This is a genomic window from Pseudomonas sp. J452 (assembly GCF_024666525.1).
Lineage (GTDB): Bacteria > Pseudomonadota > Gammaproteobacteria > Pseudomonadales > Pseudomonadaceae > Aquipseudomonas.
Window position 1 is genome coordinate 2760803 of the sequence record NZ_CP088294.1, and the last position, 26092, is coordinate 2786894.

Annotated in this window: 18 protein-coding genes; 9 read left to right on the forward strand and 9 right to left on the reverse strand. The window is 63.9% G+C overall.

Features of this window, described 5'->3' with window-relative positions; all coding sequences use genetic code 11:
• The first annotated feature begins 104 nt into the window (after positions 1 to 104).
• On the forward strand, positions 105 to 446 hold the full coding sequence (locus tag LRS11_RS12480; RefSeq protein WP_260493310.1) for a tryptophan synthase subunit beta: 342 nt from the start codon (positions 105 to 107) through the stop codon (positions 444 to 446).
• Positions 447 to 611: 165 nt separating this feature from the next.
• Here the strand turns inward: LRS11_RS12480 and lapD are convergent, their stop codons facing one another.
• The 4 genes from lapD to LRS11_RS12500 all read right to left on the reverse strand — a co-directional run bounded on the left by lapD (position 612) and on the right by LRS11_RS12500 (position 4345).
• Positions 612 to 2558 carry a cyclic di-GMP receptor LapD gene (gene lapD, locus LRS11_RS12485; protein WP_260493311.1) on the reverse strand — a complete coding sequence of 649 codons (1947 nt, stop codon included), beginning with the start codon at positions 2556 to 2558 and terminating at the stop codon, positions 612 to 614.
• A gap of 9 nt (positions 2559 to 2567) precedes the next feature.
• Positions 2568 to 3266: a cysteine protease LapG gene (gene lapG, locus LRS11_RS12490; protein WP_260493312.1), complete on the reverse strand. Its 699-nt coding sequence runs from the start codon at positions 3264 to 3266 to the stop codon at positions 2568 to 2570.
• Positions 3267 to 3346: 80 nt separating this feature from the next.
• Positions 3347 to 3748: a YbaN family protein gene (locus LRS11_RS12495; RefSeq protein WP_260493313.1), complete on the reverse strand. Its 402-nt coding sequence runs from the start codon at positions 3746 to 3748 to the stop codon at positions 3347 to 3349.
• 9 nt (positions 3749 to 3757) lie between these two features.
• A complete protein-coding gene (locus LRS11_RS12500) occupies positions 3758 to 4345 on the reverse strand; it encodes a YecA family protein (protein WP_182835028.1) in 588 nt (195 codons plus the stop codon).
• Positions 4346 to 4490: 145 nt separating this feature from the next.
• Here LRS11_RS12500 and recQ point away from each other — a divergent pair, with 145 nt between their 5' ends.
• From recQ to LRS11_RS12530, 6 genes are all read left to right on the forward strand, one after another.
• Complete coding sequence (gene recQ, locus LRS11_RS12505) at positions 4491 to 6614, forward strand: DNA helicase RecQ (protein ID WP_409519730.1); 2124 nt, start codon at positions 4491 to 4493, stop codon at positions 6612 to 6614.
• Positions 6615 to 6871: 257 nt separating this feature from the next.
• Positions 6872 to 8032: a diguanylate cyclase gene (locus LRS11_RS12510; RefSeq protein ID WP_260493315.1), complete on the forward strand. Its 1161-nt coding sequence runs from the start codon at positions 6872 to 6874 to the stop codon at positions 8030 to 8032.
• A gap of 84 nt (positions 8033 to 8116) precedes the next feature.
• Positions 8117 to 9133: a DUF2804 domain-containing protein gene (locus LRS11_RS12515; RefSeq protein ID WP_260493316.1), complete on the forward strand. Its 1017-nt coding sequence runs from the start codon at positions 8117 to 8119 to the stop codon at positions 9131 to 9133.
• A gap of 133 nt (positions 9134 to 9266) precedes the next feature.
• Entirely contained in the window at positions 9267 to 9701 is a 435-nt protein-coding gene (locus tag LRS11_RS12520; protein ID WP_260493317.1) for a MarR family transcriptional regulator, read from the forward strand.
• 387 nt (positions 9702 to 10088) lie between these two features.
• Positions 10089 to 12299 carry a LysM peptidoglycan-binding domain-containing protein gene (locus tag LRS11_RS12525; RefSeq protein WP_260493318.1) on the forward strand — a complete coding sequence of 737 codons (2211 nt, stop codon included), beginning with the start codon at positions 10089 to 10091 and terminating at the stop codon, positions 12297 to 12299.
• A gap of 359 nt (positions 12300 to 12658) precedes the next feature.
• Entirely contained in the window at positions 12659 to 12937 is a 279-nt protein-coding gene (locus LRS11_RS12530; RefSeq protein ID WP_260493319.1) for a SelT/SelW/SelH family protein, read from the forward strand.
• Positions 12938 to 13286: 349 nt separating this feature from the next.
• On the opposite strand, the gene LRS11_RS12535 is transcribed toward LRS11_RS12530, so the two are convergent.
• The 4 genes from LRS11_RS12535 to LRS11_RS12550 all read right to left on the reverse strand — a co-directional run bounded on the left by LRS11_RS12535 (position 13287) and on the right by LRS11_RS12550 (position 15914).
• Positions 13287 to 13670: a hypothetical protein gene (locus LRS11_RS12535; protein WP_260493320.1), complete on the reverse strand. Its 384-nt coding sequence runs from the start codon at positions 13668 to 13670 to the stop codon at positions 13287 to 13289.
• A gap of 144 nt (positions 13671 to 13814) precedes the next feature.
• Entirely contained in the window at positions 13815 to 14687 is an 873-nt protein-coding gene (locus LRS11_RS12540) for a DMT family transporter (RefSeq protein WP_260493321.1), read from the reverse strand.
• Positions 14688 to 14758: 71 nt separating this feature from the next.
• Positions 14759 to 15094: a tRNA-binding protein gene (locus LRS11_RS12545; protein WP_260493322.1), complete on the reverse strand. Its 336-nt coding sequence runs from the start codon at positions 15092 to 15094 to the stop codon at positions 14759 to 14761.
• A 58-nt stretch (positions 15095 to 15152) separates the two neighbouring features.
• Positions 15153 to 15914: an AraC family transcriptional regulator gene (locus tag LRS11_RS12550; RefSeq protein WP_260493323.1), complete on the reverse strand. Its 762-nt coding sequence runs from the start codon at positions 15912 to 15914 to the stop codon at positions 15153 to 15155.
• 127 nt (positions 15915 to 16041) lie between these two features.
• Here LRS11_RS12550 and LRS11_RS12555 point away from each other — a divergent pair, with 127 nt between their 5' ends.
• A complete protein-coding gene (locus LRS11_RS12555) occupies positions 16042 to 16848 on the forward strand; it encodes a UDP-2,3-diacylglucosamine diphosphatase (protein ID WP_260493324.1) in 807 nt (268 codons plus the stop codon).
• Positions 16845 to 17870 carry a glycosyltransferase family 4 protein gene (locus LRS11_RS12560; RefSeq protein WP_260493325.1) on the forward strand — a complete coding sequence of 342 codons (1026 nt, stop codon included), beginning with the start codon at positions 16845 to 16847 and terminating at the stop codon, positions 17868 to 17870. Before LRS11_RS12555 ends, LRS11_RS12560 begins: the two co-directional genes overlap by 4 nt.
• A 215-nt stretch (positions 17871 to 18085) precedes the next feature.
• On the opposite strand, the gene LRS11_RS12570 is transcribed toward LRS11_RS12560, so the two are convergent.
• Positions 18086 to 26008, reverse strand: coding sequence for a retention module-containing protein (locus LRS11_RS12570; protein ID WP_312026971.1), 7923 nt, complete (start codon positions 26006 to 26008; stop codon positions 18086 to 18088).
• Positions 26009 to 26092: the final 84 nt, after the last annotated feature.

Genomic DNA, 26092 nt, shown 5'->3' on the forward strand with positions numbered 1-26092 from the left:
CTCGGGGGCTGTATGGCACAGTCGACACCGCTCGAACTGCACTTATATGATCAAGCCCGCTACCCTTCCCGGTAGCGGGCTTTTTCATGCCTGGAGGATGTCGCATGGTGTATGTGCTGAGGGACGAGGACGGTCGGCTGCTGCGGGTTGAGCATGAGCCTTTCGAGGGGATGACGGAAACCCTGGCGGTTGAAAGCCCGGAACTGGAGAACTGGCTGACAGCCAGGGAAGAAGTGAAGTCGCGCCTGACCAGCCTGAAAGAGTCAGACCTTGAACTGGTACGGGTACTGGAAGACGTGGTCAGCGTGCTGGTACAGAAGGGCGTGATTCGCTACACCGACCTGCCCGAGCCGGCGCGGCGCAAACTCGATCAGCGGGCGGTGACCCGTGCCGAGATCGAAGGTTTGAGTGGTCTGCTGGGTGACGACGAGCATCAGTTGATCTGAGAGATTGTGCCAAGCGTTGCGGTTGACCAGCTTTGGCCCTGGCGCTGCCCGAGCTTACAGGGCTGCCAGCGACTCGGTGCCACTCACTCCCATTTCTGGGAGTGGGGCAATATCCGCAAATACGCTCGTGAACTGATCTTTCCCGGATTGCATCCGGGCTACTTGTCAGCCCTGCCAGGGTGCTGGTGCACCAATCAGGCGACCCATGGCGCCGTGGATACCCAGTTCGTTCAGCACCGCTAGTTCACCTTCGGTCTCCACCATCTCGGCAATCAACGGCAGGTCAATGCTGTTGGTGGCGCGGAAGATGGCTTCGATGAACATGCGCTTGTCGCTTTCCTGGTCGATGGCGCGGATGTAGGTGCCATCGATCTTCAGGTAGGCCAGGCCCAGGTGGGTCAGGTTGCCGATCAGGCTGAAACGTCCACCGAAGTGCTGCAGGCCCAGGTGGAAACCGGCTTCACGCACGGCCTGGCTGAGTTTTTCCAGTTCTGCCGATGGCGGCAGGTAGCGCTCGTCCAGCTCCAGGGTCATCAGCGGACCCTGTTCCGGGTGCTCCCGGAGAATGGCAAGCATCTTCGCCAGGCTGGCCGGCTCACGCAGGGTTGCCGCAGACAGGCTGAGTGCCAGTGGTTGGGGGTTCTGCGTGAGGTGCGCCAGGCTGTGTTCGAGCATGGCCAGGTCGAAGCGCGCGGCCCAGCCGAGGCGCTCGATCCAGGGCAGGAAGCGGCCCGCGGCGATGGCTTCGCCCTGTGGGTCGATCAGGCGGGCGAGTACCTTCTGGTGCAGCGGCTGGCTGCGATCGGCGCACTGGGTGACCGGCTGGAAGTAGAGTTGCAGCTTGCTTTGTTTGAGCGCGTCGTCGATCCAGGCACGCCAGTCGTGCAGGCCTTGGCCGGGCATCGCGTTGAAGTCGTCCAGGCGTTCCCAGGGCTTGCCGGCATTGCTTTGTGCCTGGGCCAGGGCCTGGTCGGCGCGGCCGATCACGCTGCCCGGCTCCTCGCCGGGTTTGAATGCGGCAATGCCCAGGTGGGCGACTGGAGTGCAGTCGCTGGCACCGGTCTGGCGCAGGCTTTCCAGGCCTTCGACCAACTCCTGGGCCAGGCGGTCGGCATCTTCGCCAGCCAGGCCAGGGGCGAGCAGGGTAAATTCGCCGCCACGGCTACGTGAAGCCAGCCAATCCGGGGTGCCCTGCTCATCCAGCAGGCGTTTGAGCAGGTCGCCAATCGCGCTGATCAGGGCGTCGGTTTTCTGGCCGCCCATGCGCTGGTTGAGCCCGCCGAGGTCGTTGACGCGCAGGAACATCAGATAGCCTTCAGCGTTCTGTTCGGTAACGGCCAGTTGGTCGGCCAGGCGGATATCGAACAGGCGGCGATTGGCCAGGCCGGTAAGGCTGTCCTGATAGGCTTCTTCGCGCAGTTTCTCGCTGCGTGCGGCTTCTTCGGCGAACAGGTTTTTCAGCTTTTCGACCATCTGGTTCATGGCCATGACCACGCGCTTCAGCTCGGGGGTGCGTGGCACCTTGGGCAAGGAGAGAAACTCGCGACGGCTGATGGCCTGGGCCTGCTGCACCATGTTGTCGAGAGGGCGCAACTGGGTGCGCAGCAGCCAGCCACCGAGGATGGCGCTGACCACGCCGCACAACAGCAGCCAGAGCAGGCTGCCGATGGCGCTGTCCCACAGCTTGGCCAGGGCGAATTGCGGGTGGCTGAGCACCTCGACCCGCGCGGCCTGTTCCCAGCCCCGCATGATCAGGGCATCACCACCCTGGGGCTCCAGGTCGACCATGTCGACGAACCAGGCCGGGACATTATCCGAGGTGATGGTGGTGCGCCGCTCGACTATCACTTCCTCGCTGGGAATGCGCACCACGCGGATGGTGGCGAAGTAGCCGCTGTCGAAGATCGAGCTGACCATCAGTTCGATCATCGCCGGGTCATCGACGTGCGGGGTCATGGACAGGCCGAGCGCCGTGGCGGCGTCCTGGGCATGGGAGCGCAGTTGGCTGAGCAGTTGCTCGCGCGAGCTCTCCACCCCGGCGATGAAGCTGCCGGTGAAGGCCACTACCAGGAATAGGCAGATGGCGAGAAAAAGTTGTTTTAACAAGGACATAGAGTTCTCCTAACCCTCACCAACGGCGAAACCTTCGGCGCGCATTTTCTTCAATAGATCCTGCCAGCGCGAGAGCTTCTTGCTATCGCTTTTCTTGCTGTTGGAGCCCGGTAGATACAGCCCTTCGGCGTTGAAGGCATAGACCGGCAAGAGGTCTTTGCGCTGGGACGCCGGGCGGATTTCGCTGATCAGGTTGTCCAGCACCAGGGGCACTGCCGAGGGGCTTGAGTAATACGTGAGGACCATGTGTGCCTGGTTGTACTTCAGGGCCTTGACGTAGGTGATGCGCATCTTCTCGCTGGGGATGCCGAGGCGGCGCAGGGTGAAGTATTTGGCGATGGAGTAGTCCTCGCAGTCGCCGGCGCCTTTCACCAGCGCTTCCACCGGGGTGGCCCAGTAGTCTTCCTGGCGCCAGTTGCGGATGTCATCGGAGAAACGGAACTGGCGGTTGAAGAAGCGATTGACCGTGGCGAGCTTCTCGCTTTCAGAGAGGTTGGCGCTGGCCTGGATCAACTCGTCCCAGGCCTCGATACGGCCCTTGGCCACGCCCAGCTTGCCGTAGCGCTGCTCGGCGTTCTGGATGACCACGCCGAAGTCCCAGTTGGCCTTGGCGGCTACGCCGAGCAGCAAGCCCAGCAACAGGCCGAGCGCAAGCCAGGCCGCCGGCCGGCGCTGCGCTCGTCCTTGAATGCTCGACCGAGAATGCATGGCTTGTCTCTGCGCTGAAAGTGCCAAAAGTTTAGGCGCTACGTCACACTTTTGCCGCTTTTGTTTGTCGGCCAGCGGGTTCAACGAACTGGCAGGGTCTTCTGCTTGAGGATGTAGAGGCTGACCAGCACCGCGCTGGTGAGCATGAAGGCGCGGGCCCAGGGTAGCGGCACCAGGTAGCAGGACAGGCCGATGCTCAGCCACATCAGACCGATGGCGTAGACCTTGCCCTTGAGCGGAATGCCATTGCCTTCCAGGTAGTCACGAATCCACGGCCCGAGGTGGCGGTGATTGACCAGCCACTGGTAGAAACGCCGTGAACTGCGCACGAAACAGGCGGCAGCCAGGAGCAGGAACGGGGTAGTCGGCAGGACGGGGACGAAAATGCCGACCACCCCCAACACCACGCTCAGCCAGCCGACCGCCAGCAGTACATAACGTACGCTGCGGTGGCGGCTTTGCGGGATGTCGCTGTGCGCCATCGGCGCGGCTTAGTGGTGGCGGGGCTTGAGCAGGGCTGGCTTCTCTTCCGGCGCATGGCAGAGCAGGAACAGGGCGGTGAGCAGTTCAGGGATCTGGTCGACCATGCTGTCCACCAGGTCGCGGTCACGGGCGATCTCGGCGAACTCGGGTTGTTCGTCGAACAGGCCGGAGGCCACCATGATCGGCAGCAGCAGTTCGCTGACTTCGTCTTCGGCGTCTTCGAACCACACCGACTCACGCAGGAACACGCCTTCCATGAAGCCGATGCACCAGCCGCGCAGGTCGGAATCGTCCGGATCTTCACCAAGGTCGACGTCGCAGGGGAATTCCGGGTCGTCGTCACTGGCCAGCTGACGGCCGATGTGGGCCTTGAGCTGTTGCAGGGTGGCTTCGATGTCCACGCGCTCGGCGTCGCTGCGGTAGTGCGGCGGTTCGGCGAACAGGGCGTCGATCCATTCGCGCTCCGGCACCTGATCGGGGCAGATCGACAGGGCAGTCAGGTAGCCGTGGGCGGCCACGTAGTCCAAGGCCTCCTCATGCAGTTCATCGGCATCGAGGAAGGCTTGCAGGCGGGACAATTGCTCGGCGAAGGACATCGTGGCACTACCTTGAGGGAGTAATCACCGGGATTCTAGCCGCCTGGGCCGGCAAAAGCACGGCCGACGGGCGAGGGCGCCGCGGCTTGCTGGCTCGCGTATACTGCGCGCCCGCTTCTTCAGTCTTCGGATGATCCCGCCACTCATGTCCGCCGCCCTCCGCATTCTCAAAGATGTCTTCGGTTATGACGCCTTCCGCGGCAAGCAGGCGGCGATCATCGAGCGCGTGGCCGGCGGCGGCGATGCGCTGGTGCTGATGCCCACCGGCGGCGGCAAGTCGCTGTGCTTTCAGGTGCCGGGATTGCTGCGCGAAGGCCTGGCGGTGGTGGTATCGCCGCTGATTGCGCTGATGGAAGACCAGGTCTCCACCCTCGACGAGCTAGGCGTGGCCGCCGTGGCGCTGAATTCCACCCTGGGCAACGATGAGCAGCGCGATATCGCCGAGCGCATCCGCCGCGGTGAGATCAAGTTCCTTTATGTGGCCCCTGAACGCCTGGTCCAGCCGCGCATGCTGGCCTTTCTGCAGGGCCTGCAGATCGGCCTGTTCGCCATCGACGAGGCGCATTGCGTGTCGCAGTGGGGCCATGATTTCCGCCCGGAATACCTGCAGCTGGGCCAGCTCGCCGAGCTGTTTCCCAATGTACCGCGCATCGCCCTGACCGCCACGGCGGACATGCGTACCCGCGAGGAAATCGTTCAGCGCCTGCACCTGGAAAACGCCGAGCGCTTTCTCTCCAGCTTCGACCGACCGAACATCTTCTACCGCATCCTGCCCAAGGATCAGCCGCGCAAGCAGTTGCTGGCCTTTCTCACCGCGCGCAAGGGCGATGCCGGCATCGTTTATTGCCTGTCGCGCAAGAAGGTCGAGGAGGTCGCCGAGTTTCTCAGCGGCCAGGGTTACCCGGCGCTGCCGTACCACGCCGGCCTGCCCAACGAATTGCGCGCCTACAACCAGAAGCGCTTCCTCAATGAGGAAGGCCTGATCATGGTCGCCACCATCGCCTTCGGTATGGGCATCGACAAACCCAACGTGCGCTTTGTTGCCCACCTCGACCTGCCCAAGTCGCTGGAGGCCTACTACCAGGAAACCGGTCGCGCCGGCCGTGACGGCCTGCCAGCCGATGCCTGGATGGCTTACGGTCTGCAGGATGTGATCTTCCTCAAGCAGATGCTCAGCAACTCCGAAGGTGACGAGCGGCACAAGCGCGTCGAGCAGCACAAGCTGGATGCCATGCTCGCTCTCTGCGAGGAAACCCGCTGCCGCCGCCAGGCGCTGCTGGCCTATTTCGACGAGGAACTGCCGCAGCCCTGCGGGCATTGCGACAACTGCATCGACGGCGTACAGACCTGGGATGCCACCGAGCCGGCACGTCAGGCGCTGTCGGCCATCTACCGCAGTGGCCAGCGTTATGGTGTCGGCCATCTGGTGGATATCCTCCTCGGCCGCGAAAACGACAAGATTCGTGCCCCAGGCCACCAGCACCTGACGGTGTTCGGCATGGGCAAGGCGCTCAACGAAGGTGAGTGGCGCACCCTGTTCCGCCAACTGGTGGCACGTGGTCTGGCTGATGTCGATCTGGACGGCTATGGCGGCCTGCGCCTGTCCGACAGCTGCCGCCCGCTGCTGCGCGGCGAGGTGACTCTGCAGCTGCGTCGTGACCTCAAGCCGCAGCAGGCGGCCAAGGCTTCCGGCAGCAGTGCCAGCCAGCTGGTGCGTGCCGAGGAGCGCGAACAGTGGGAAGCCCTGCGCAGCCTGCGCCGCAAGCTGGCTGAAGAGCACAGCGTGCCGCCTTATGTGATCTTCCCCGATTCCACCCTGCTGGAGATGCTGCGCAGCAAACCGGCCTCGCTGAGCGACATGGCGCAGGTCAGTGGCGTCGGCGCGCGCAAGCTGGAGCGCTACGGCGAGGCCTTCCTCGAAGTGCTCAATGGCGCCGCAGAAGCGCCGCAGGTGGTGGTCGACCTGCGCCACGAGCTGGTCAGCCTGGCGCGTGCCGGGATGACCCCGCTGCAGATCGCCGCCCAGCTCAAATGCACCGAGAAGAACGTCTACAGCCTGCTGGCCGAAGCCATCGGCCGCCAGCAACTGAGCCTGGAGCAGGCGCTGGATCTGCCGGACGACCTGCTCGGTGAAATCCAGGATGCCTTCCTCGATGGCGAAGGCGAGCTGCCGCCGGTTGCGGCCATCGCCGAACAGTTTGCCGGGAAAGTGCCGGAAGGCGTGCTGTATTGTGTGCGGGCGGCCCTGCAGGCGGAGTTCGAGGTCTAGCAGGCTGTTGAAAACTACCTGCGTTGCCATCGCGGCGTTAAAAACAGGCTCAAAATGCTCATTTACAACTCGTAAACTGCGCTTTTTCGCCTGTTTTTGCCTTGCGCTGGCTGCCTCGCCTACGTTTTCAACAGCCTGCTAGAGCGACCGACGGTGTGGCTTTGTGCGCCAAACTCTCGGCGCTGACGGGTGACAAACTTGTGACGCATGTCGCAAGTGGCTATGGTGGCGCCGTGCCATCCATTTGCGAGGTTCTGGTGTCGTCCCATCTTGCCTGGCTTGACGATGTAAGCCCCAATCCCTACGCCGACCAGCTTGCCAAAGGCTATCGTCGGCTGCGCTTCAGCGCGCCACTGGAGCAGGAATACCGCGCCTATGCGCTGCGTGACAGTGTCGAGCTGAAGCGTGTTTCCGTGGTGTTCGCCCTGTTCGTCTGGATGGCCTTCCTGGTGGTGGACGTGTGGATGATCAGTGCGCCGTTGCTCTACGGGCTGTTGGTCATCCGCCTGGGCGTGGCAGTGCTGCTGGTTGTCTGTGGCCGTCTGATCCTGTTGAACCGCCATCCGCGCCTGATGGTGCCGCTGAGCCTCGCCTGTATCGGGGCAATGGGGCTGGGGGCCGCGGCGATCATCGCCATCGGCCATGGTCAGAATCCGTTTTTCCCCTATGAAGGTGTACTCCTGGTCTGCATTGCCGCCTACTTCCTGGTAGGGCTGCGGCTGGTCGAGGCGCTGGCCATTTCCTTTCTGGTGCTGCTTGCCTATGGCCTGTTCGAATGGCTGGGCGGTTTGCCAGCGGAGCGCCTGTTCAACAATCTGGTGTTCCTGCTGTTCGGCAACCTGATCGGTGCGGTTGGCTGTTACCTGCTGGAATTCAAGTCGCGCCAGCATTTCCTGATTAGCCGTCTGATGCGCGTGCTGGCCGACCACGACAGCCTGACCGGCCTGCACAACCGGCGCAGCTTCAATCGCCAGTTGGCCCGGCTGTGGCGCCAGGCGCAGCGCGAAGAGGTCGAGCTGGCGCTGCTGCTGTGCGATGTCGACCATTTCAAGGCGTACAACGACCACTATGGCCACCAGGCTGGCGACCGCGCCTTGCAGCGGGTCGGTGCAGTGCTCTCCGACTCGGCCCGGCGGCCGCTGGACATGGCGGTGCGCCTGGGCGGCGAAGAGTTTGCCGTGCTGCTGTATGGCATCGGCGCCAGCGAGGCGCACCAGCGCGGTGAAGCATTGCGTCAGGCCGTGCAGGATCAGCAGCTGGCTCACGCCGGTTCGTCGACCGCGGCGGTGCTGACCATTTCCGTCGGGGTGTCCTGCCTGCGCCCGCAAGACGGAATGGCGCTCGATCTGCTGTTCGAACATGCCGACCGGGCTCTTTACGAGGCCAAGGCGTTTGGCCGCAACCAGGTAGTGACTTGAAGTGTCAGCCAGACTGGCGCGAATCGTCGCTTCAACGCTGAGACTCGGCTGCTAGGATCACGGCTTTCCCGCCGAGCAGTAACGATGGAACGACTGATCCAGGCCAACGGCCAGCCCCACTACGGCATCTTCCCGGCGGCACCGGGCGAGGTGAACTACCGCGATTTCGACTTCCGCTCACCGATGGGCCGCCGTCTCGGCGCGCTGGCCAAGTGGCGGCGCTTTCACCAGTTCCAGTATTTCGGCCTGGTCAGCCACGAGCTGATCGGCGGCTGCGCGCTGGGCAACCTGAGCCTGCTCGGCATCGGCTTCGTCTACCTGTTCCATCCGCCCAGCGGGCGCATGATCGAGCGTCAGTTCCGCCTGCCGCTGGGCTTTGGTAGCCGCTTCTCGCAGCAGCCGGATAGCGGTATTTGCGAGCTGCGCAGCGGCGGCAACCTGTTGCGTCTGGAAAACAGCGCGCAGCCCAGGGAGAAGCGCCTGCTGGTGGAGTTGGACGATGGCACGCGCATCGAGGCGCACTTCTCCGAGCAGCAGCCAGCCTTCCAGCCGATGTGCATCTGTACGCCCACGGCGGTGAATGGCTGGGTCTATGCGCAGAAGGTCGCCGGGGTGCGCTGCCAGGGCTCGGTGCAGAGTGCCCTGGGCGATTTCGACCTGGCGGGGATCGATGCCTTCGCCCACCACGACTGGTCGGCCGGCTACATGCGCCCGGAGACCTTCTGGAACTGGGCCTGCCTGTCCGGTGAGGTGGCGGGCGTGCGGGTCGGTCTCAACCTGTCCTGCGGGGTCAACGAAACCAGTTTCAGTGAGAACTGCTACTGGCTGGATGGCGAGCTGCTGCCGGTCAGCGGCGTGCATTTCCAGTTCGACCGCGATGAGCCGCTGCAACCCTGGCGGATCGTCTCTGCCGATGGCCAGGTCGAGCTGAATTTCCGTGGCCATGGCCTGCACCGCGAGCGCCTCAATCTGGGTGTTCTGGCGAGCAACTTCAAGCAGGTCTTCGGCTGTTTCCAGGGCACCTTGCGCCCACCGGGCCGGGCTCCAGTGGTGATCGACAACCTCTGGGGCTTCGTCGAAGACCAGTACGTCAAATGGTGAAAACGGACTTGGCGACGGGCGCGCCACGGGGTTATGGTTAGGCGACTAATAATTAGGTTTTTCTGCTGTCTGCGCAGTATTGGGGCGTGCAGACAGGGGCAAAAACCGCCATGACACGGTCGCACGAATCGCTATGCACACCTTTGCGCAACACAGTTTCGGCATGCAGTTGGCCCAGTTATCCCGCGCCTGGCGCGCCGAACTGGATCGACGTCTCTCCGGCCTAGGCTTGTCCCAGGCACGCTGGCTGGTGCTGTTACACCTGGCTCTGCTGGAGGAGCCACCGACCCAGCGTGAGCTGGCCAAGACCGTGGGCGTCGAGGGGCCGACCCTGGCCCGTCTGCTCGATGGTCTGGAGTCCCAGGGGTTGGTGCAGCGTCATGCCGTGCCGGAAGACCGGCGGGCGAAGAAGATCGTCCTGAGCCCGCAGGCCCGGCCTCTTATCGAACAGATCGAAAGCATCGCCCTGGGGCTGCGCAAGGAGCTGTTTGCCGGCGTCAGTGATGAAGACATGCAACTCTGCCAGCGCGTGCATGCCCAGGTACTGGCCAATCTGGAGAAGGGCTAGGGTCTGCCGCCTGCAGTCCGCCCAAGATGCCCCTGTTCGGCCAGATAACTCCCCAGCCCCCCAGGGTTGCCGGGACAGCCTGCTGCCGGGCTGGTTTCCACAGGCCCTAGTCAATTTAGCTGTTAGCTGCGGCCGACTTATCTCAATACAGAATGAGTGATAGTTGGCATTTTTAGGCTCCTATTTCCTATGCTGGTTTTATGCCTTGATCGTTGTATCGGTTGGTACCGCTTGGTACCCGTTGGTCTGCCGAGGCATGGCGAAGCCGGGCGACAGGGACGCCCTCCCGACATAAAACAGCGTTGCGTTGCTCGCTAGCCAGGGATACTCGCTCTATCAGGGAGGCTACTGAGGGCAGCGTGCGAGCTGGAAATCCGTGGAGGGTGTATGGCTCGGGTACGTCAACTTCTATTGACCCTGGCATCGGGCTCAGCGCTCTATTCCGGTATGGTTCCAGCCCTCGGTCTGGGCGAGATCAGCTTGCACTCGGCGCTTAACCAGCCACTGGAGGCCGAGATCGAGTTGCTGCAGATCGGCGATCTGAACTCCGATGAGATCAAGGTGCGCCTGGCCTCAGCCGAAGACTTCAGCCGCTCCGGCGTCGACCGCTTCGTGTTCCTCAATGATCTGCGCTTCACCCCGATTCTGCGCGGTGGGCAGAGCATGATCCGCGTGGAGTCGAGCAAACCGGTGCGCGAGCCGTATCTCAATTTCATCGTCGAAGTGCAGCGCCCAGGCGGCAGCCTGCTGCGTGAATACACCTTGCTCATCGACCCGCCAGGCTCATCGGCCTATAACCCGGTGGCCAGTACTACAGAGATGCCGCGTTACACCGAGCCTGCTGCTGTCGCCCCGGTGGCTCGGACGCCAGCCCCGCGTGCGGCGGCACCAGCCCGGCCGCTGCCGGCAGTGGCAGAGGGGCAGCGCTATCAGGTGCAACGTGGCGATAGCCTGTGGAGCATTGCCGGGCGTCTGCGCGAAGCCGGTAGCGAGGCGTCGCGGCAGACCCTGATGAGTGATATCCATGCCTTGAACCCCAGTGCTTTCATCGCCGGAGACCGCGATCGCCTGCGTCTGGCGGCCGAGCTGCGGTTGCCGGTAAGCGCCGTACCTAACTGGATTGCCCCGACTCCAGCACAACCGGTGTCTGCCACCGAGCCAGCCGCTGAACCCTTCGTCGAGTCGGCTGCCGAAGCACCAGTTCAATCTGCCGCACAGTCAGTGCCCGAGCCGGCCGCAAGCCTTGCGCCGGTATCCGAAGAGGCTAATGAGATAGCGCAAATCGAAGCGGCGCAGCTGCAGGTGGATCAGCAACTGGCCAGCGAGAGCGCGGCGAATCAGCAGTTGCAAGCCTCCATCGGTGAGCTGCAGGCCCAGTTGGCACAACTGCAGGCGCAGATGAGCGAGAAGGATCGTCAGCTGGCCAGTATTCGCGCCGAGCTGGAGCAGCAGCGTCAGGCTCCCAGCGAGCCCGCGGAAGCTGCGCCAAGCGCACAGGAACAAATGGCTCCAGCTGTAATGGCGCCACGCAGTGAGGCGGCCGCTCAGTCGGACAGCGGTTCGTTGCCGTTCTGGCTCAGCGCGGGCGGTTTGTGCCTGGTACTGATCGGTGGCATGTGGTTACTGCGGCGCAAAACCACAGGGCCGGCGCCGCAACCCTATCGCCAGCCCCGCGTGCACGTGCAGCCGACTATCAAGGCTCCGACCATGCAGGAGCGGCGGCCTGCGGCGGCATTCGCGACTGCGCAAGCGCCGGGTGCTGCAGCGCCGGTACGGGCCGCCAGTGTCCCGGCCGACCCGCTCGAAGGCGTCAACATCTACATCGCCTATGGCCACTTTGGCGAAGCCCTGGTCGCGTTGCGCAAGGCAGTCGAACAGGAACCGCAGCGTATCGATCTGCGTCTGCGTCTGTTCGAGGTATTGGGCGAACTGGGAGATGCCAGTGGCTTCTTTGCCCAGGAGCAGCAGTTGCTGGATATGGGCGCCAGCCATGTACAGGTCGACCAGATCCGCGTGCGCTATGCCAGCCTGCAACGCCCGACGCAGGCGGACGAGCTGGCTGCCGTACTGCCCCTCGATGAAGTGCTGGAGCCGGTACCTGCTGCCCAGCCAGCGCAGGATGACTTCCAGCTCAACCTCGATGACCTGTCCCTGGATGCTGATTGGGATCTGGTCAGCCCGTTCAAGAACGAAGCACCGCCGCGGGCCAAGGTCGCCAGCGCAGATGCGCTCGATCCGTCGTTCCGCTCGGACCTGCGCGAGCTCCCCGAGGTGTTCGAGCTGACGGTCGACAAGGATGGCCTCAGTCCTTTCGGCGATATGCCGATGCCTGAGGGCGCGGGCGATGAGGTATTGCAGGAGGAATTCGTCGACGCGTTCTCGCGGGAGGAACCACAGAGACGTGCCGACAAGCCGCTGGAGTCCAATCTCGAGCATCTGGCCGGTAACCGTGAGCACCTGGCCCAGCTGAACATGGCCCTGGCCTATATCGAGCAGGGCAACCTGGGCGCGGCCTGCGACATTCTCAATGCCCTGATCGACGAGGGGGATGATCAGGAGAAGGCGAGGGCACGGGAGCTGTTGGCCCGGATCGCCTGAGTTGTTTAGGGTCTGTTGCCGTTTCGTTCGCGAACCGCGTTGCTGCGCAAAATCGCGCCAGGCTAGGCGCGGGACGCAGGCAATGGCATTCCCTTGGCAAGTCCCGCAACGACGCATGGCGCGATTTTGCGCGCAACCCGAAGGGACGGGCCTGTTTTTGCGCGGGACGTCGTTACTCGACGGCTCATTTGGACGACCAAACCTCGCGTCTCGCGCCTAGCCCCGCGCAAAAACAGGCTCCGTCGCGGCCGTGAACGAAACGGCAACAGACCCTAGCCACAACGCCGCGCAGGAGACTTCGCGGCGTTGTCGTTTGGGCGGCGCTATCATGGCGTTTTCTGCGCAGCGGAGCCCTTGGCATGTCCGGCAAACCCGAAGTTACCATCACCTATTGCACCCAGTGCCAGTGGCTGCTGCGAGCCGCCTGGCTGGCCCAGGAACTGCTCAGCACCTTCAGCGACGAGCTCGGTAAGGTCAGCCTGGAGCCGAGCACCGGTGGCGTGTTCCGGATTGCCTGCGACGGCGTTCAGTTGTGGGAGCGCAAGGCCGATGCTGGTTTCCCCGAGGCCAAGGTGCTCAAGCAGCGCCTGCGCGATCTGATCGATCCTGCCCGCGACCTGGGCCACAGCGACCGCTGAAACCCAGACCCGAACCTGTTCAAAGTCTGCTGCGTATCGGCTATGCAGCGTTACACGCAGTAATACCGCAGGCTAGTTAACGGGATCAGCAAGCCGCTTGCGGCTAACGCCCAAGGGAGAGTGGAATCACATACAGTCTGTAAACTGCGTTTCTTCTCTCGATTTAATCGCTGGCGCTTACCCATCGGGCGCAACTTTCGGCTAATACTCACGTTAGTCGTTGCCCCTTACCCGACTCTAGCTCACGAGTCTTTGAACTCATGGTTCACGCGACCGCAAAAGCGGTGCACAAATGTTTGAAAGAAACACAAAGCCTGCGCCACTTTATGTGTTCGTCTGGAGCTGATAGCTAGGCACTAACTTGTTGCCGACAATAGAGCTCGGCGCTTTTAAATAGCCCTTTCGTGAAACGCTGTTTCTTACTTGTTTTCTCGAAACCGTTGAACTCCATGATTACCGCTGTAACAGTTCCTACAAACTGTTTCTCGTGCCACGACAACGGTTGGATATCTCCGCGCTCAATGGCTGCCTGCAGTTTCGACTCGTGAACTGTTACGGGTGAGCTGCCAGTCTCTTCTGCAACGACGAGAGCTGCCTGAATATTTGCAGGCAAGGTCAGTATTCGAAAAATCGCTTTCTTTTGCTCGCTGTTGCAGGGAATACGCGGATACAGCTCCTCATAGTCATGAATGTCCGGCTGCCTGATTTTGATGATCAGTTCTATTTCTTTCATGTAGTCACCTTGGCGTGAGGGCGCGAATGATTGCTGTCGAGATGCACTATACCGTATCTCGTTTTGGGGTGTAAACAAGGTGCGGTAATTGGTACCTTGTTTGACCGGGTTGGTCGAACGAATGCCTAGCTAGTTCTTATCCTGTCAACCGAGGTCTTCCACGCTCGGACCATGCCGGCTCATGCGCGCCGAGATCAGCGTGGCCAGGACGATCAGCGCGCCGCCACAGAGCATGCGCAGCCCCGGTTGCTCGTGGAACAGCCACCAGGCGAAGACGATGCCGTAGACCGGCTCCAGGGCGAACACCAGTGAGGCACTGCGTGCGTTGAGCGTACGCAGGCTGGCGACGAACAGGCTGTGTGCCAGGGCCGTGCAGAGCACACCGAGCAGGCCGATCCACAGCCAGTCCAGCGCCCGTACCTCGGGCAGCAGGCTCCAGGCAAAAGGCAGGCTGCACAGCAGGATGCTGATGTTCTGCCACAGCGCCGCCTGGGCCGGGTTGAGGTCGCGGGTGGTGGCGCGGTTGCTCAACGAGACCAGGGCGAACAGCAGGCCGGACAGTACGGCCCAGCCGAGGCCCAGGGTTGCTTGATCGTTGAAGTCGAAGTTCGGCGTGACCAGCACCAGGCCCAGGCAGACCAGGGTGACCACGGCCCATTCGCTGCGCCGCACGCGCTCCTTGAACAGCAGGCCTTCAAGCAGCACGGTGAAGGCCGGGAAGCTGGCGAAACCCAGGGTGGCGACCGCCACGCCGGAGACTTTCACCGCGATAAAAAAGCTCCACCAGTGCCCGCCCAGCAGCAGGCCGATGCCCGCCAGGGCCAAGCGGCGCTGCCAGCTGGGACGTGTCTGCGTGGCACTGGGCCGGGCGAACGGGGCGAGGGCGGCCACGGCAAACAATGCGCGCCCGAAGACGATCACCACCGGAGCGGCCAGGGCCAGCTTGCCGAAAATGCCGGACAGACCGAAGAGCAGCGCGCCCAGATGCAGGGCGATTAGTGCAGTACGGTGTTGCATGGGGATTCCGAAATTCGTAGGGCGGGTGAAATCCGCCAGGGTGCAGCGCGGGTTGCACCCGCCCTACAGGATCAAGCCAGGCGTGCGCCATTCGGTAGGGGATGATCGAAGCTGGCCAGCACCACCTTGCCATCCGCGTCGTAGACGCCGGTAACCAGGATCTCCGAGCGAATGCCGGCGATGCGCTTGGGCGCGAAGTTGCACACGCAGAGCACCTGGCGGCCAATCAGTTGCTCGGCTGAGTAGTGCGCGGTGAGCTGGGCGCTGGAGGTCTTGATCCCCCATTCACCAAGGTCGACTTCCAGGACGTAGGCGGGTTTCACGGCTTTTCCGTTGCGGCTTGCGCTGAGCAGGGTGCCGACGCGCAGTTCCACGCGCTCAAAATCCTGCCATTCGATGGTGTGCATAAGAGCTCCCTGACTATCCGCAGAGTCTAGGCAGGTAGCGCGCACTCAGTCTGTCGCGCTAGTCGCGGCGTTTGTCGCGCCACTCGCGGCGCAACTGGCGCGGCGTACTACCCAACTGGCGTGCCAGGGCCGCGGTGAAGGCGCTCTGCGAGGCGTAGCCGACCCGCGCGGCGATCTCGCCGACGGCCAGGTTGCTGCCGAGCAGCAACTCACGGCCCAGCTGCAGGCGGCGGTTGCGCACATGCTCCATGGGTGTCTGCCCGGTCTCGGCGAGAAAGCGCGCATGGAAGCGCGCCGCTGATAGGCCGCACAGGCGCGCCAGATCCGCCACCTGCAGCGGGTGGGCGCAGTGGCGTTCGATATGCGCGTCGAGCACCGCCAGCGGCAGACCGTTGCTGGGCAGGGGCTCGCTACTGCTCAGGCTGGCGAGCAGCAGGGCCGCGCCTTGTTGGGCGATGACGTCGTCGTTGATCGGGCTGGCCGCCAGCCAGTTGACCAGCTGGCTCTGCGCCGGGTTGAGCAGCAGGCGGCCGGGGCGGTCGAGCAGGCGCCGGCCAGCGTCGGCATGCCGGCCCAGGCGTTGCTGCAGCCAGCCCTCGGCCGGCACATCGAGCACCAGGCACTGGCTGCCCGCTGGGCTGGCGCAGGCATGGTGGGCCGTTGGCGGCACTACTGCCAGGCTGTGGCTGAGCACCTGGCAACCCTGGCCGGCCACTTCGAAATCCAGGCAGCCGCTCAGGCCGAACACCAGTTGGGCGTGCTCGTGGCTGTGGGCGATCTGTTCGTGGCGGTAGTGGCGCAGGGATAAGACCGGGTGCATGGCTGGCTCCTCAAACAAGCAGGAAGTCTACACCGCGCTCGCGGCTTGTCACCGCATTGCCATAGGGCTGTCACAGTGTTTTCACCGCTAGGGTGCACGCTCGCGCTAAACCCAGCGGAGAACGCCGATGAGCATCGCCGAGCGCAGCACACCCAGCCGCAAGCAACGAGTCCGCACCCTGTGGATTTCCGATGTGCACCTGGGCACCCGCGATTGCCAGGCCGAGCGCCTGGCGGAGTTCCTCAAGCGCTACCAGGCGGACAAGGTCTACCTGGTCGGTGACATCATCGATGGCTGGAAGCTGCGCAGCGGTATCTACTGGCCGCAGGCGCATACCAACGTGATCCGCCGCCTGCTGACCATGAGCAAGCGCGGCACCGAGGTGATCTACGTCACCGGCAACCATGACGAATTCCTGCGGCGTTACTCGACGCTGATCCTCGGCAATATCCAGCTGGTCGACGAGGCCGAGCACCTCACCGCCGACGGGCGCAAGCTGCTGGTGATCCACGGTGACCAGTTCGACGTGATCACCCGTTACCACCGCTGGCTGGCCTTCCTCGGCGACAGCGCCTACGAGTTCACCCTGACCCTCAATCGCTGGCTCAACCACTGGCGCGAGCGCTACGGCTACGGCTACTGGTCGCTGTCGGCCTACCTCAAGCACAAGGTCAAGACTGCGGTGAGCTTCATCAGCGACTTCGAGGAAGCGATCGCCCACGAATGCGTCAAGCGCGGCTTCGACGGCGTGGTCTGCGGGCACATCCACCACGCCGAGATCCGCAAAGTCGGTGAGGTGGAGTACCTCAACTGTGGTGACTGGGTGGAGTCCTGCACGGCGCTGATCGAGCACCTGGACGGCAGCATCGAGCTGTACCGCCTGGCCGAGGCCCAGGCACGTGAGGCTGAGCTGGCCATCGGGCAGGTGGCATGAGGATTCTGATCGTTAGCGATGCCTGGCTGCCGCAGGTCAATGGTGTGGTGACCAGCCTGCAGGCGCTGGTCAGTGAACTGCGCGGTCTGGGCCATCTGGTCAAGCTGCTGTCACCCGCCGATTTTCGCGCCTTGCCCTGTCCCAGTTACCCGGAGATTCCGTTGGCCTGGGATCTATGGAAGGTCGGCCCGGCGATCCGCGAGTTCCGCCCGGACTGCGTACACCTGGCTACCGAAGGCCCGCTCGGCTGGGCCGCCCGGCGTTGGCTGAGCCAGCGTGGGCTGGCGTTCTCCAGCGCGATCCACACGCGTTTCCCCGAGTATGTGCACAGCCGCTGGCCGCGGATTCCATTGAGTTGGGGCTACGCCTACCTGCACCGCTTCCACCGCCCGAGCCAGGCGGTGCTGGTGAGCACCGAGCGCATGCGCGAGGAGTTCGCTGCCCAGGGCCTGCGCCGCCTGCAGCTGTGGCGCAAAGGCGTGGATTGCAACCTGTTCCGGCCGCAGGGCGGGGCGCCAGAGCAACCAGCATTCCTCTACGTCGGGCGCCTGGCAGCGGAGAAGAACCTGCGCGCCTTTCTCGACCTGGATCTGCCGGGAGAAAAGCGCGTGGTCGGTGATGGGCCGCAGCGCGCCGAGTTGCAGGCGGCCTATCCGCAGGCGCGCTTTCTCGGCTACCAGCAGGGCGCCGAGCTGGCGCAAGCCTTCGCCACGGCCAGTGTGCTGGTGTTCCCCTCGCGCACCGACACCTATGGCCTGGTGATGCTCGAGGCCCTGGCCTGCGGCACACCGGTGGCGGCCTTCCCGGTGGCGGGACCGCTGGATGTACTGGAGCAGGGGCTGACTGGAGTAATGAGCGAGGATCTGCGTCAGGCCTGTCTGGACGCCTTGCAACTGGATCGCGGGCGCTGCGCCGAACGGGCGGCGCGCCAGTCCTGGCGCGCCTCGGCGCTGGAGTTCCTGACCCACCAGCCGTTGCTGGATGGCGAACTGGTGGCGGTCGAGCAGTTTGCCGGAGCCTAAACCATCTGATCTGGCCATGTGCACGGCGCACCCTACAGGTCAGCCGGCGCCTCTACATACAACCTGATTGCCAGGTACCTTTGCATCGGAGTCCGCGGCCACACAGACTTGTGGCCGGTGCAGCAGTGAGCGGCTAAATGGCCATGAAAAAGCCGGCCTGCCAAATGGCAGGCCGGCTTTCTTTTAGCGCGGACCTTGCTGCCCGGATGGGCGGGTCAGTGATCCAGTTTCACGGTCGGGTCGGAGCCGGCGATCAGCGAGTTGATGATCGCGGCCGGTGTGGCACCCAGGTTCAGGCTTGGCTCGCTGAGGTTTACCCCTTCCAGTTGGATGCTGACGTCGGCATTGCTGCCGGTGGCATCGAGGCTGCCGGTGCTGCTCACCAGCAGGGTGTCGCCGCTGGCGCTGAGCTTGATGTAATCGCCGATATCGCTGGCATTTTCTTCGCCCTGCAGCAGGTCGCTGAGGTCGATCTTGTCCTGCGCCAGATCGAAGTCCTTGATCACATCGGCGCCGGTATCGCCGGCATGCCAGACGAAGGTGTCGCTGCCACCTTCACCCCACAGGTTGTCGTTGCCGGTGCCGCCGATAAGGATGTCGTCACCCTCGCCGCCGAGCAGGTTGTCGACGCCACCTTTGCCTTCCAGATGGTCGTTGCCACCCAGGCCGCTGAGGGTGTCGGCCGTCGCGCCGCCCAGCAGGACATCGGTGCTCGAGCCGCCCGTCAGAGCACCATCGCCGCTGATGGGAGTGAGGGTGCTGGGGCTGGCAACGATGTCGAACACCAGCTGTGCCGTGGAGCTGTCGAGATCCGGTTGGGTCAGGGTGTAGCTGAAGGCCTCGCTCTGGCCCTGGTTCGTCACGTTGGCGAAGGGGGTGTAGGTGTATTGGCCGGTGTCGCTGATAGTCAGCGAACCATAGAGGCCGGTGACATTGGTCGAGCCGCTGAAGCCGACGCCATTGATGGCGCTGACAATCGCCCCCTCACTGCCCAGGCTGTCCTGCGCGCCCCAGGCATCGCTGCTACCGGCATGGTTGTTGGGGTTGTCGATGACATTGCCAGTAATGGCCGGGGCGTTCATCGTGGTGGTGCTGATGATGTCCAGGCTGATGTCGTCGATGCGTACTTCGGCGGTTTTATTGCCGCTGGCTGCGCGGGTGTTGTCGGTCAGGCTGAACACCAGGCGATAGGTCTCGCTGGTGGCGCCGCTGGTGAGCGTACGCGTGATGGTGCCATCGCTACTGGCTGCGGTGAGCGTACCGGTCTGCACTTCGACGCCGCTGCTATTGACCAGTGCCCAGCGGAAGATATCGCCACTCTGGAACTGGTTGCCGCTGGAGTCCGTGTCCAGATCGACGAAGAAGCTCACGCTGGCCGTCTGGTTGGCGGCAAGGGTGAAGGTCGGCGTGGTGACAGTGCTGCCGCTGGTGTCGCTATCGCTGGTTTTGCTGTCAGTGATACGCAGCTCGCTGTCAGCGTCACCATCATCGCTGGTGTCGCCAACGGTGGCTGAGCCGATCAGTTGCCACTGGGCGCCGGTTGGGGTCTGCCCTTGGCCCACCACATTCGTCGTGCTGGAGTTACCGCTGGTGTCGAAGGCCCACTGCGAGCCATTGGTGCTCGACATGTTGGTGCTGCTGAAATCGGCCAGGACAATGGCGGCTGCGCCATCCAGGGTGGTGGACTGTTGCACCTGGGCTTGGGCTGCGTTGTCGTAGGCGTTGACTTCGCTGCTGTCACGCAGGGTCAGGTTGAGCGTAGCGCTGTCCTGGCTGCCGTCGGCATCCTCGATGGTGTAGCGAATCTTGAAACTGGTGTCGTCCGCGATATCGAAGCCGGCCACCGGATTGAACACATAGTTGCCAGTTACCGCATTGATGCTCAGGGTGCCGATGGTGGCGCCGAGGTCGAGGGTGTAGCTGGTGCCATCGAAGCTGGCGCTGATGTCGCCCACACCGTTGCCATCGCTGTCCAGGGCCACGGCGACGATCTTCGGTGTCGCCGCACCATCAGCTCCGAAGTTATCGGCGATGCTGCCGGAGATGCTGCCGTTGAGCAGTTCGCCCTCGAATACCTGCACCGTGCCTTGCAGCACGGATTCGAGGTCGAACGGGTCGGCCACCACGATGGTGTTGCTGTTGTGGGTGCTGCTGGCCTGCACGATATCGCCCGGGTTGTAGAACAGGCTGTCGTTGCTGTTCCAGGTCAGGGCTGGGTTGTCAGCCGGGTCCGGAGACCAGGCCACGGTATCCAGATTGCTTTTTGCGTAATCGCTGTTCAGGTCGCTGCCAATACCGACCGCATAGGCCGCGTCGATAGCGTTGCTTTCGAGGAAGTCGACCCAGTCCTCCCGCTCGCTCGCGGACACCGAAGCGCTGCCGGAGGTGAGGCCCAGCGAAGTTGCCGGGAAACCGTCGGAGACGAAGTACACATAGGTATGGTCGACGTCAGCTGGGGTGCCGTAGTTCTGCTGCACCTGCTGCAGGGCGCCGTCGAAGTCCGTGCCGTTGGCAGTGCCGAGGCCCTGGATGGTGCTGATAGCGCTGCTCGGGTCGAACCAGCCCTGGAAGGTGGCGCTGCCGTTGAAGGTCACCAGCATCACGTTCTGCAGCGAGTTGCCGTAGCTGTTGATCAGATTTTCCAGAGCATCCTTGGCCAGCTCGAAGCGCGTGGTGGTGCCGCCGCCCGGCAGGCTGATGACTCCGCCATAGGCGGCGTCGACCATGCTGCTTGAGGTGTCGAGCATGATCACCAGGTTGACAGTGCTGGCCTGGGTGCCTTCGGTCAGGCTGGCAAAGTCGTCGATGGCGGTGGGCGTGGCATCGGCGACATTGAGGGTGACGGTGGCTGGGTCGCTGTAGCTTTCGCCATCGTAGGCCTGGAACGTGAAGGTCGGCGCCGGGCCGTCGTTCTGCGAGTCGAAGCTGTTGTTCGGCTGGTAGGTGAGCAGACCAGCGGCGATCTGGGTGCTGGTCACGATGGCGGTTCCAGTCGCGACCGCCGCTGCGCTGATGGCCACGCCATTGAGCAGCAGGCTGCCTTCCTCGGGCAAGGCGGTGATGCGGAACGACTCGACACTGTCGCCTGCGTCCTGGTCGCTGCCACTTAGCGCAATCACTACAGGGCTGCCGCCTTGCGTTGCGTTGAACGAGGCACTGTCGGCGCTTGGGGCGTCGTTGACCGGGGTAACGCCGACGGTCACGGTGACCGGATTGGAGACCTGGCCGCTGGCATCCTTGATGGTGTAGGTGAAGCTGTCGCCGGTGGTTTCGCTGCCGTCGTGCTGGTAGCTGACGGTGCCGTCGGCGTTGACGGTGATGGTGCCATTGGCCGGGTCGGCGGTGATGACGATGCTGCTCAGGTCGAGGCCGTCATCGCTGTCGCTGTCGTTGTCGGCCAGGTCGATCAGCACGCTGCCGCCTTCGGCAACGGTGGCGGCATCGGCGACGGCGACCGGGGCGTCGTTGCTCGGGGTAACGCCGAGGGTGACGGTGACCGGATTGGAGACCTGGCCGCTGGCATCCTTGATGGTGTAGGTGAAGCTGTCGCCGGTGGTTTCGCTGCCGTCGTGCTGGTAGCTGACGGTGCCGTCGGCATTGACGGTGACGGTGCCATTGGCCGGGTCGGCGGTGATGACGATGCTGGTCAGGTCGAGGCCGTCGTCGCTGTCGCTGTCGTTGTCGGCCAGATCGATCAGCACGCTGCCGCCTTCGGCGACGGTGGCGGCATCGGCGACGGCCACCGGGCCATCGTTGCTAGGGGTAACACCGACGGTCACGGTGACCGGATTGGAGACCTGGCCGCTGGCATCCTTGATGGTGTAGGTGAAGCTGTCGCCGGTGGTCTCGGAGCCGTCGTGCTGGTAGCTGACGGTGCCGTCGGCGTTGACGGTGACGGTGCCATTGGCCGGGTCGGCGGTGATCACGATGCTGGTCAGGTCGAGGCCGTCGTCGCTGTCGCTGTCGTTGTCGGCCAGATCGATCAGCACGCTGCCGCCTTCGGCGACGGTGGCGGCATCGGCGACGGCCACCGGGGCATCGTTGCTTGGGGTGACGCCGAGGGTGACGGTGACCGGGTTGGAGACCTGGCCGCTGGCATCCTTGATGGTGTAGGTGAAGCTGTCGCCTGTGGTCTCGGAGCCGTCGTGCTGGTAGCTGATGGTGCCGTCGGCATTGACGGTGACGGTGCCATTGGCCGGGTCGGCGGTGATAACGATGCTGCTCAGGTCGAGGCCGTCGTCGCTGTCGCTGTCGTTGTCGGCCAGATCGATCAGCACACTGCCGCCTTCGGCGACGGTGGCGGCATCGGCGACGGCGACCGGGGCGTCGTTGCTTGGGGTGACGCCGACGGTCACGGTGACCGGGTTGGAGACCTGGCCGCTGGCGTCCTTGATGGTGTAGGTGAAGCTGTCGCCGGTGGTCTCGCTGCCGTCGTGCTGGTAGCTGACGGTGCCGTCGGCGTTTACGGTGACGGTGCCATTGGCCGGGTCGGCGGTGATGACGATGCTGGTCAGGTCGAGGCCGTCGTCGCTGTCGCTGTCGTTGTCGGCGAGGTCGATCAGCACGCTGCCGCCTTCGGCGACGGTGGCGGCATCGGCGACGGCGACCGGCGTCTCATTGACCGGGCTGATGTCCAGGGTAGCGCTAGCGGTGACGGACTTCGGATCGCTCAAGCCGTTGCTGGTGCCATCGTCGGTGATGGTGTAACTGAAGGACACCGAGCTGTCGTCGTTGGCTGCCGGAGTGTAGAGCCAGGTCCCGTCGCCAAGATCAGTCAGCGAACCATTGCCGGCAGTGATCGCCAGGTTGCTCGCCACCAGGTTGTCCGACTCGATGTCACTGCCATTGGCCAGCAGCTCAGCCTGGGTAATGACACGGCCGCCGCTGTCTTCGGCGATGGCTGCCAGGGTGATGGGGGTAGTGGTCGGTGCATCGTTGACCGGTGTTACGGTGATAGCTACCGAATCGTTAACCGTTGTCTGGCCATCGCTTGCGCTGATTTGCAGGTTGTCCGGGCCGAAATAGTCGGCGCCTGGAACGTAGTTGAGTTGGGCCATGGCATTGTTGATGGCGGCCGCGCTACCGGTAATGGTGAGGGTGGTTGTGCCACTGCCAGTGTGGCTGGCACCGAGCAGGTTGAGGCCGATGTTGAGAACGCCATGCTCGACGCTGAGGGTGACACTCAGGTTGTCCTGTTCAGCGTCGAAGACACCCAGAGCATTTTGCATCAGCAGGGAGAAGGTTTTGCTGGTGTCTTCCGCGGTGGTCTGCGTATCCGGTACACGGATCAACGGCGCGTCGTTGGCCGGGGTGACGCCGACGGTCACGGTGACTGGATTGGAGGTCTGGCCGCTGGCGTCCTTGATGGTGTAGGTGAAGCTGTCGCCCGTGGTCTCGGAACCGTTGTGCTGGTAGCTGACGGTGCCGTCGGCGTTGACGGTGACGGTGCCATTGGCCGGGTCGGCGGTGATGACGATGCTGGTCAGGTCGAGGCCGTCATCGCTGTCGCTGTCGTTGTCGGCGAGGTCGATCAGCACGCTGCCGCCTTCGGCGACGGTGGCGGCATCGGCGACGGCGACTGGCGCGTCATTGGCCGGGGTGACGCCTACGGTCACGGTGACCGGATTGGAGACCTGGCCGCTGGCGTCCTTGATGGTGTAGGTGAAGCTGTCGCCGGTGGTCTCGCTGCCGTTGTGCTGGTAGCTGACGGTGCCGTCGGCGTTGACGGTGATGGTGCCGTTGGCTGGGTCGGCAGTGATGACGATGCTGCTCAGGTCGAGGCCGTCATCGCTGTCGCTGTCGTTGTCGGCCAGATCGATCAGCACGCTGCCGCCTTCGGCGACGGTGGCGGCATCGGCGAGGGCGACCGGGGCATCGTTGCTTGGGGTGACGCCGAGGGTGACGGTGACCGGGTTGGAGGTCTGGCCGCTGGCGTCCTTGATGGTGTAGGTGAAGCTGTCGCCGGTGGTTTCGCTGCCGTCGTGCTGGTAGCTGACGGTGCCGTCGGCGTTGACGGTGATGGTGCCGTTGGCCGGGTCGGCGGTGATCACGATGCTGCTCAGGTCGAGGCCGTCATCGCTGTCGCTGTCGTTGTCGGCGAGGTCGATCAGCACGCTGCCGCCTTCGGCGACGGTGGCGGCATCGGCGACGGCGACTGGCGCGTCATTGGCCGGGGTGACGCCTACGGTCACGGTGACCGGATTGGAGACCTGGCCGCTGGCGTCCTTGATGGTGTAGGTGAAGCTGTCGCCGGTGGTCTCGCTGCCGTTGTGCTGGTAGCTGACGGTGCCGTCGGCGTTGACGGTGATGGTGCCGTTGGCTGGGTCGGCAGTGATGACGATGCTGCTCAGGTCGAGGCCGTCATCGCTGTCGCTGTCGTTGTCGGCCAGATCGATCAGCACGCTGCCGCCTTCGGCGACGGTGGCGGCATCGGCGAGGGCGACCGGGGCATCGTTGCTTGGGGTGACGCCGAGGGTGACGGTGACCGGGTTGGAGGTCTGGCCGCTGGCGTCCTTGATGGTGTAGGTGAAGCTGTCGCCGGTGGTTTCGCTGCCGTCGTGCTGGTAGCTGACGGTGCCGTCGGCGTTGACGGTGATGGTGCCGTTGGCCGGGTCGGCGGTGATCACGATGCTGCTCAGGTCGAGGCCGTCATCGCTGTCGCTGTCGTTGTCGGCGAGGTCGATCAGCACGCTGCCGCCTTCGGCGACGGTGGCGGCATCGGCGACGGCGACTGGCGCGTCATTGGCCGGGGTGACGCCTACGGTCACGGTGACCGGATTGGAGACCTGGCCGCTGGCGTCCTTGATGGTGTAGGTGAAGCTATCGCCGGTGGTCTCGGAGCCGTCGTGCTGGTAGCTGACGGTGCCGTCGGCATTGACGGTGATGGTGCCATTGGCCGGGTCGGCGGTGATCACGATGCTGCTCAGGTCGAGGCCGTCATCGCTGTCGCTGTCGTTGTCGGCGAGGTCGATCAGCACGCTGCCGCCTTCGGCGACGGTGGCGGCATCGACGACGGCGACCGGGGCGTCGTTGCTCGGGGTGACGCCGAGGGTGACGGTGACCGGGTTGGAGGTCTGGCCGCTAGCGTCCTTGATGGTGTAGGTGAAGCTGTCGCCCGTGGTCTCGGAGCCATTGTGCTGGTAGCTGACGGTGCCGTCGGCGTTGACGGTGACGGTGCCATTGGCCGGGCCACTGGTGATGACGATGCTGGCCAGATCGAGGCCGTCGTCGCTGTCGCTGTCGTTGCCAGCGAGGTCGATCAGCACGCTGCCGCCTTCGGCAACGGTGGCGGCATCGGCGACGGCGACTGGCGCGTCATTGACCGGGGTGACGCCGATATTGACCACCAGGGTGTTGAGTCCCCCCCGGCCATCGCTGACCTGGACCTGGAAACTGTCCGGACCGTTGTAATCGGGGTTGGGGGTGTACAGCCAGCTGCCATCCGGGTTCAGGGTCAGTTGGCCATTGTCCGGTGCGTCGAGCAGGCTGAAGGTCAAGCTGTCGCCATCTGCATCTTCGAGTTGGAAGCTGCCTTCGAACGGCGTGTCTTCGGGGGTCTCGACGTTGAGTGAACCACCTGGCGGTGGGGTGTTCTCAGCGGCTGGTGGCGTGGCGTCTGTGGCGGCTGCGGTTGCAGGCGTGGGTGCGGGCGTCTCGTCTTCGATGGCCACGAAAGCGTTATCCAGGCCTTCGGTGACAAAACCTACCGTCGGATCAAGCTGCTCTGCGGTTTCGCTGAGCAGCACGAAGCTGTGGCCACCACCGATTCCCCCAGCACCGCCGCCGGCGCCACCGGCACCCGGGCCGGCCGCAGTGGCAGCCAGCTCAGCGGTGGGGTCGACACCCGCGGCGATGGCTTGTTGCAGCTCTTTTACCGCGAGTTCGTCCTCGGATGGGGGCTGGGTCGCCTGCGTGGGCTGGGTATCGGTTTCGGTGTTGGCGAGCCACTGGCTGTTCTGACCGATTTCGAGCTCTTGGCCACCCTGCATTTGCAGGCTGAGCATGCCTTGTTGTCCGGTCATGACCTGATCGCCGCGGAACAGGCGATCGCCCTCAACGAGCAGGCGTTGGATGCCTTCGGGTGAAAGTGCAATGACCTGACCGACAACGCCTTTGACGACCGCAACGACATTGCTCATGAGGACTCTCCTTTGTCTGACTACAACAGGCTTCCGGGCCGGCTACCGCGAGGCGCCTACACCGACAGTTTTGTGAGGTGTGAC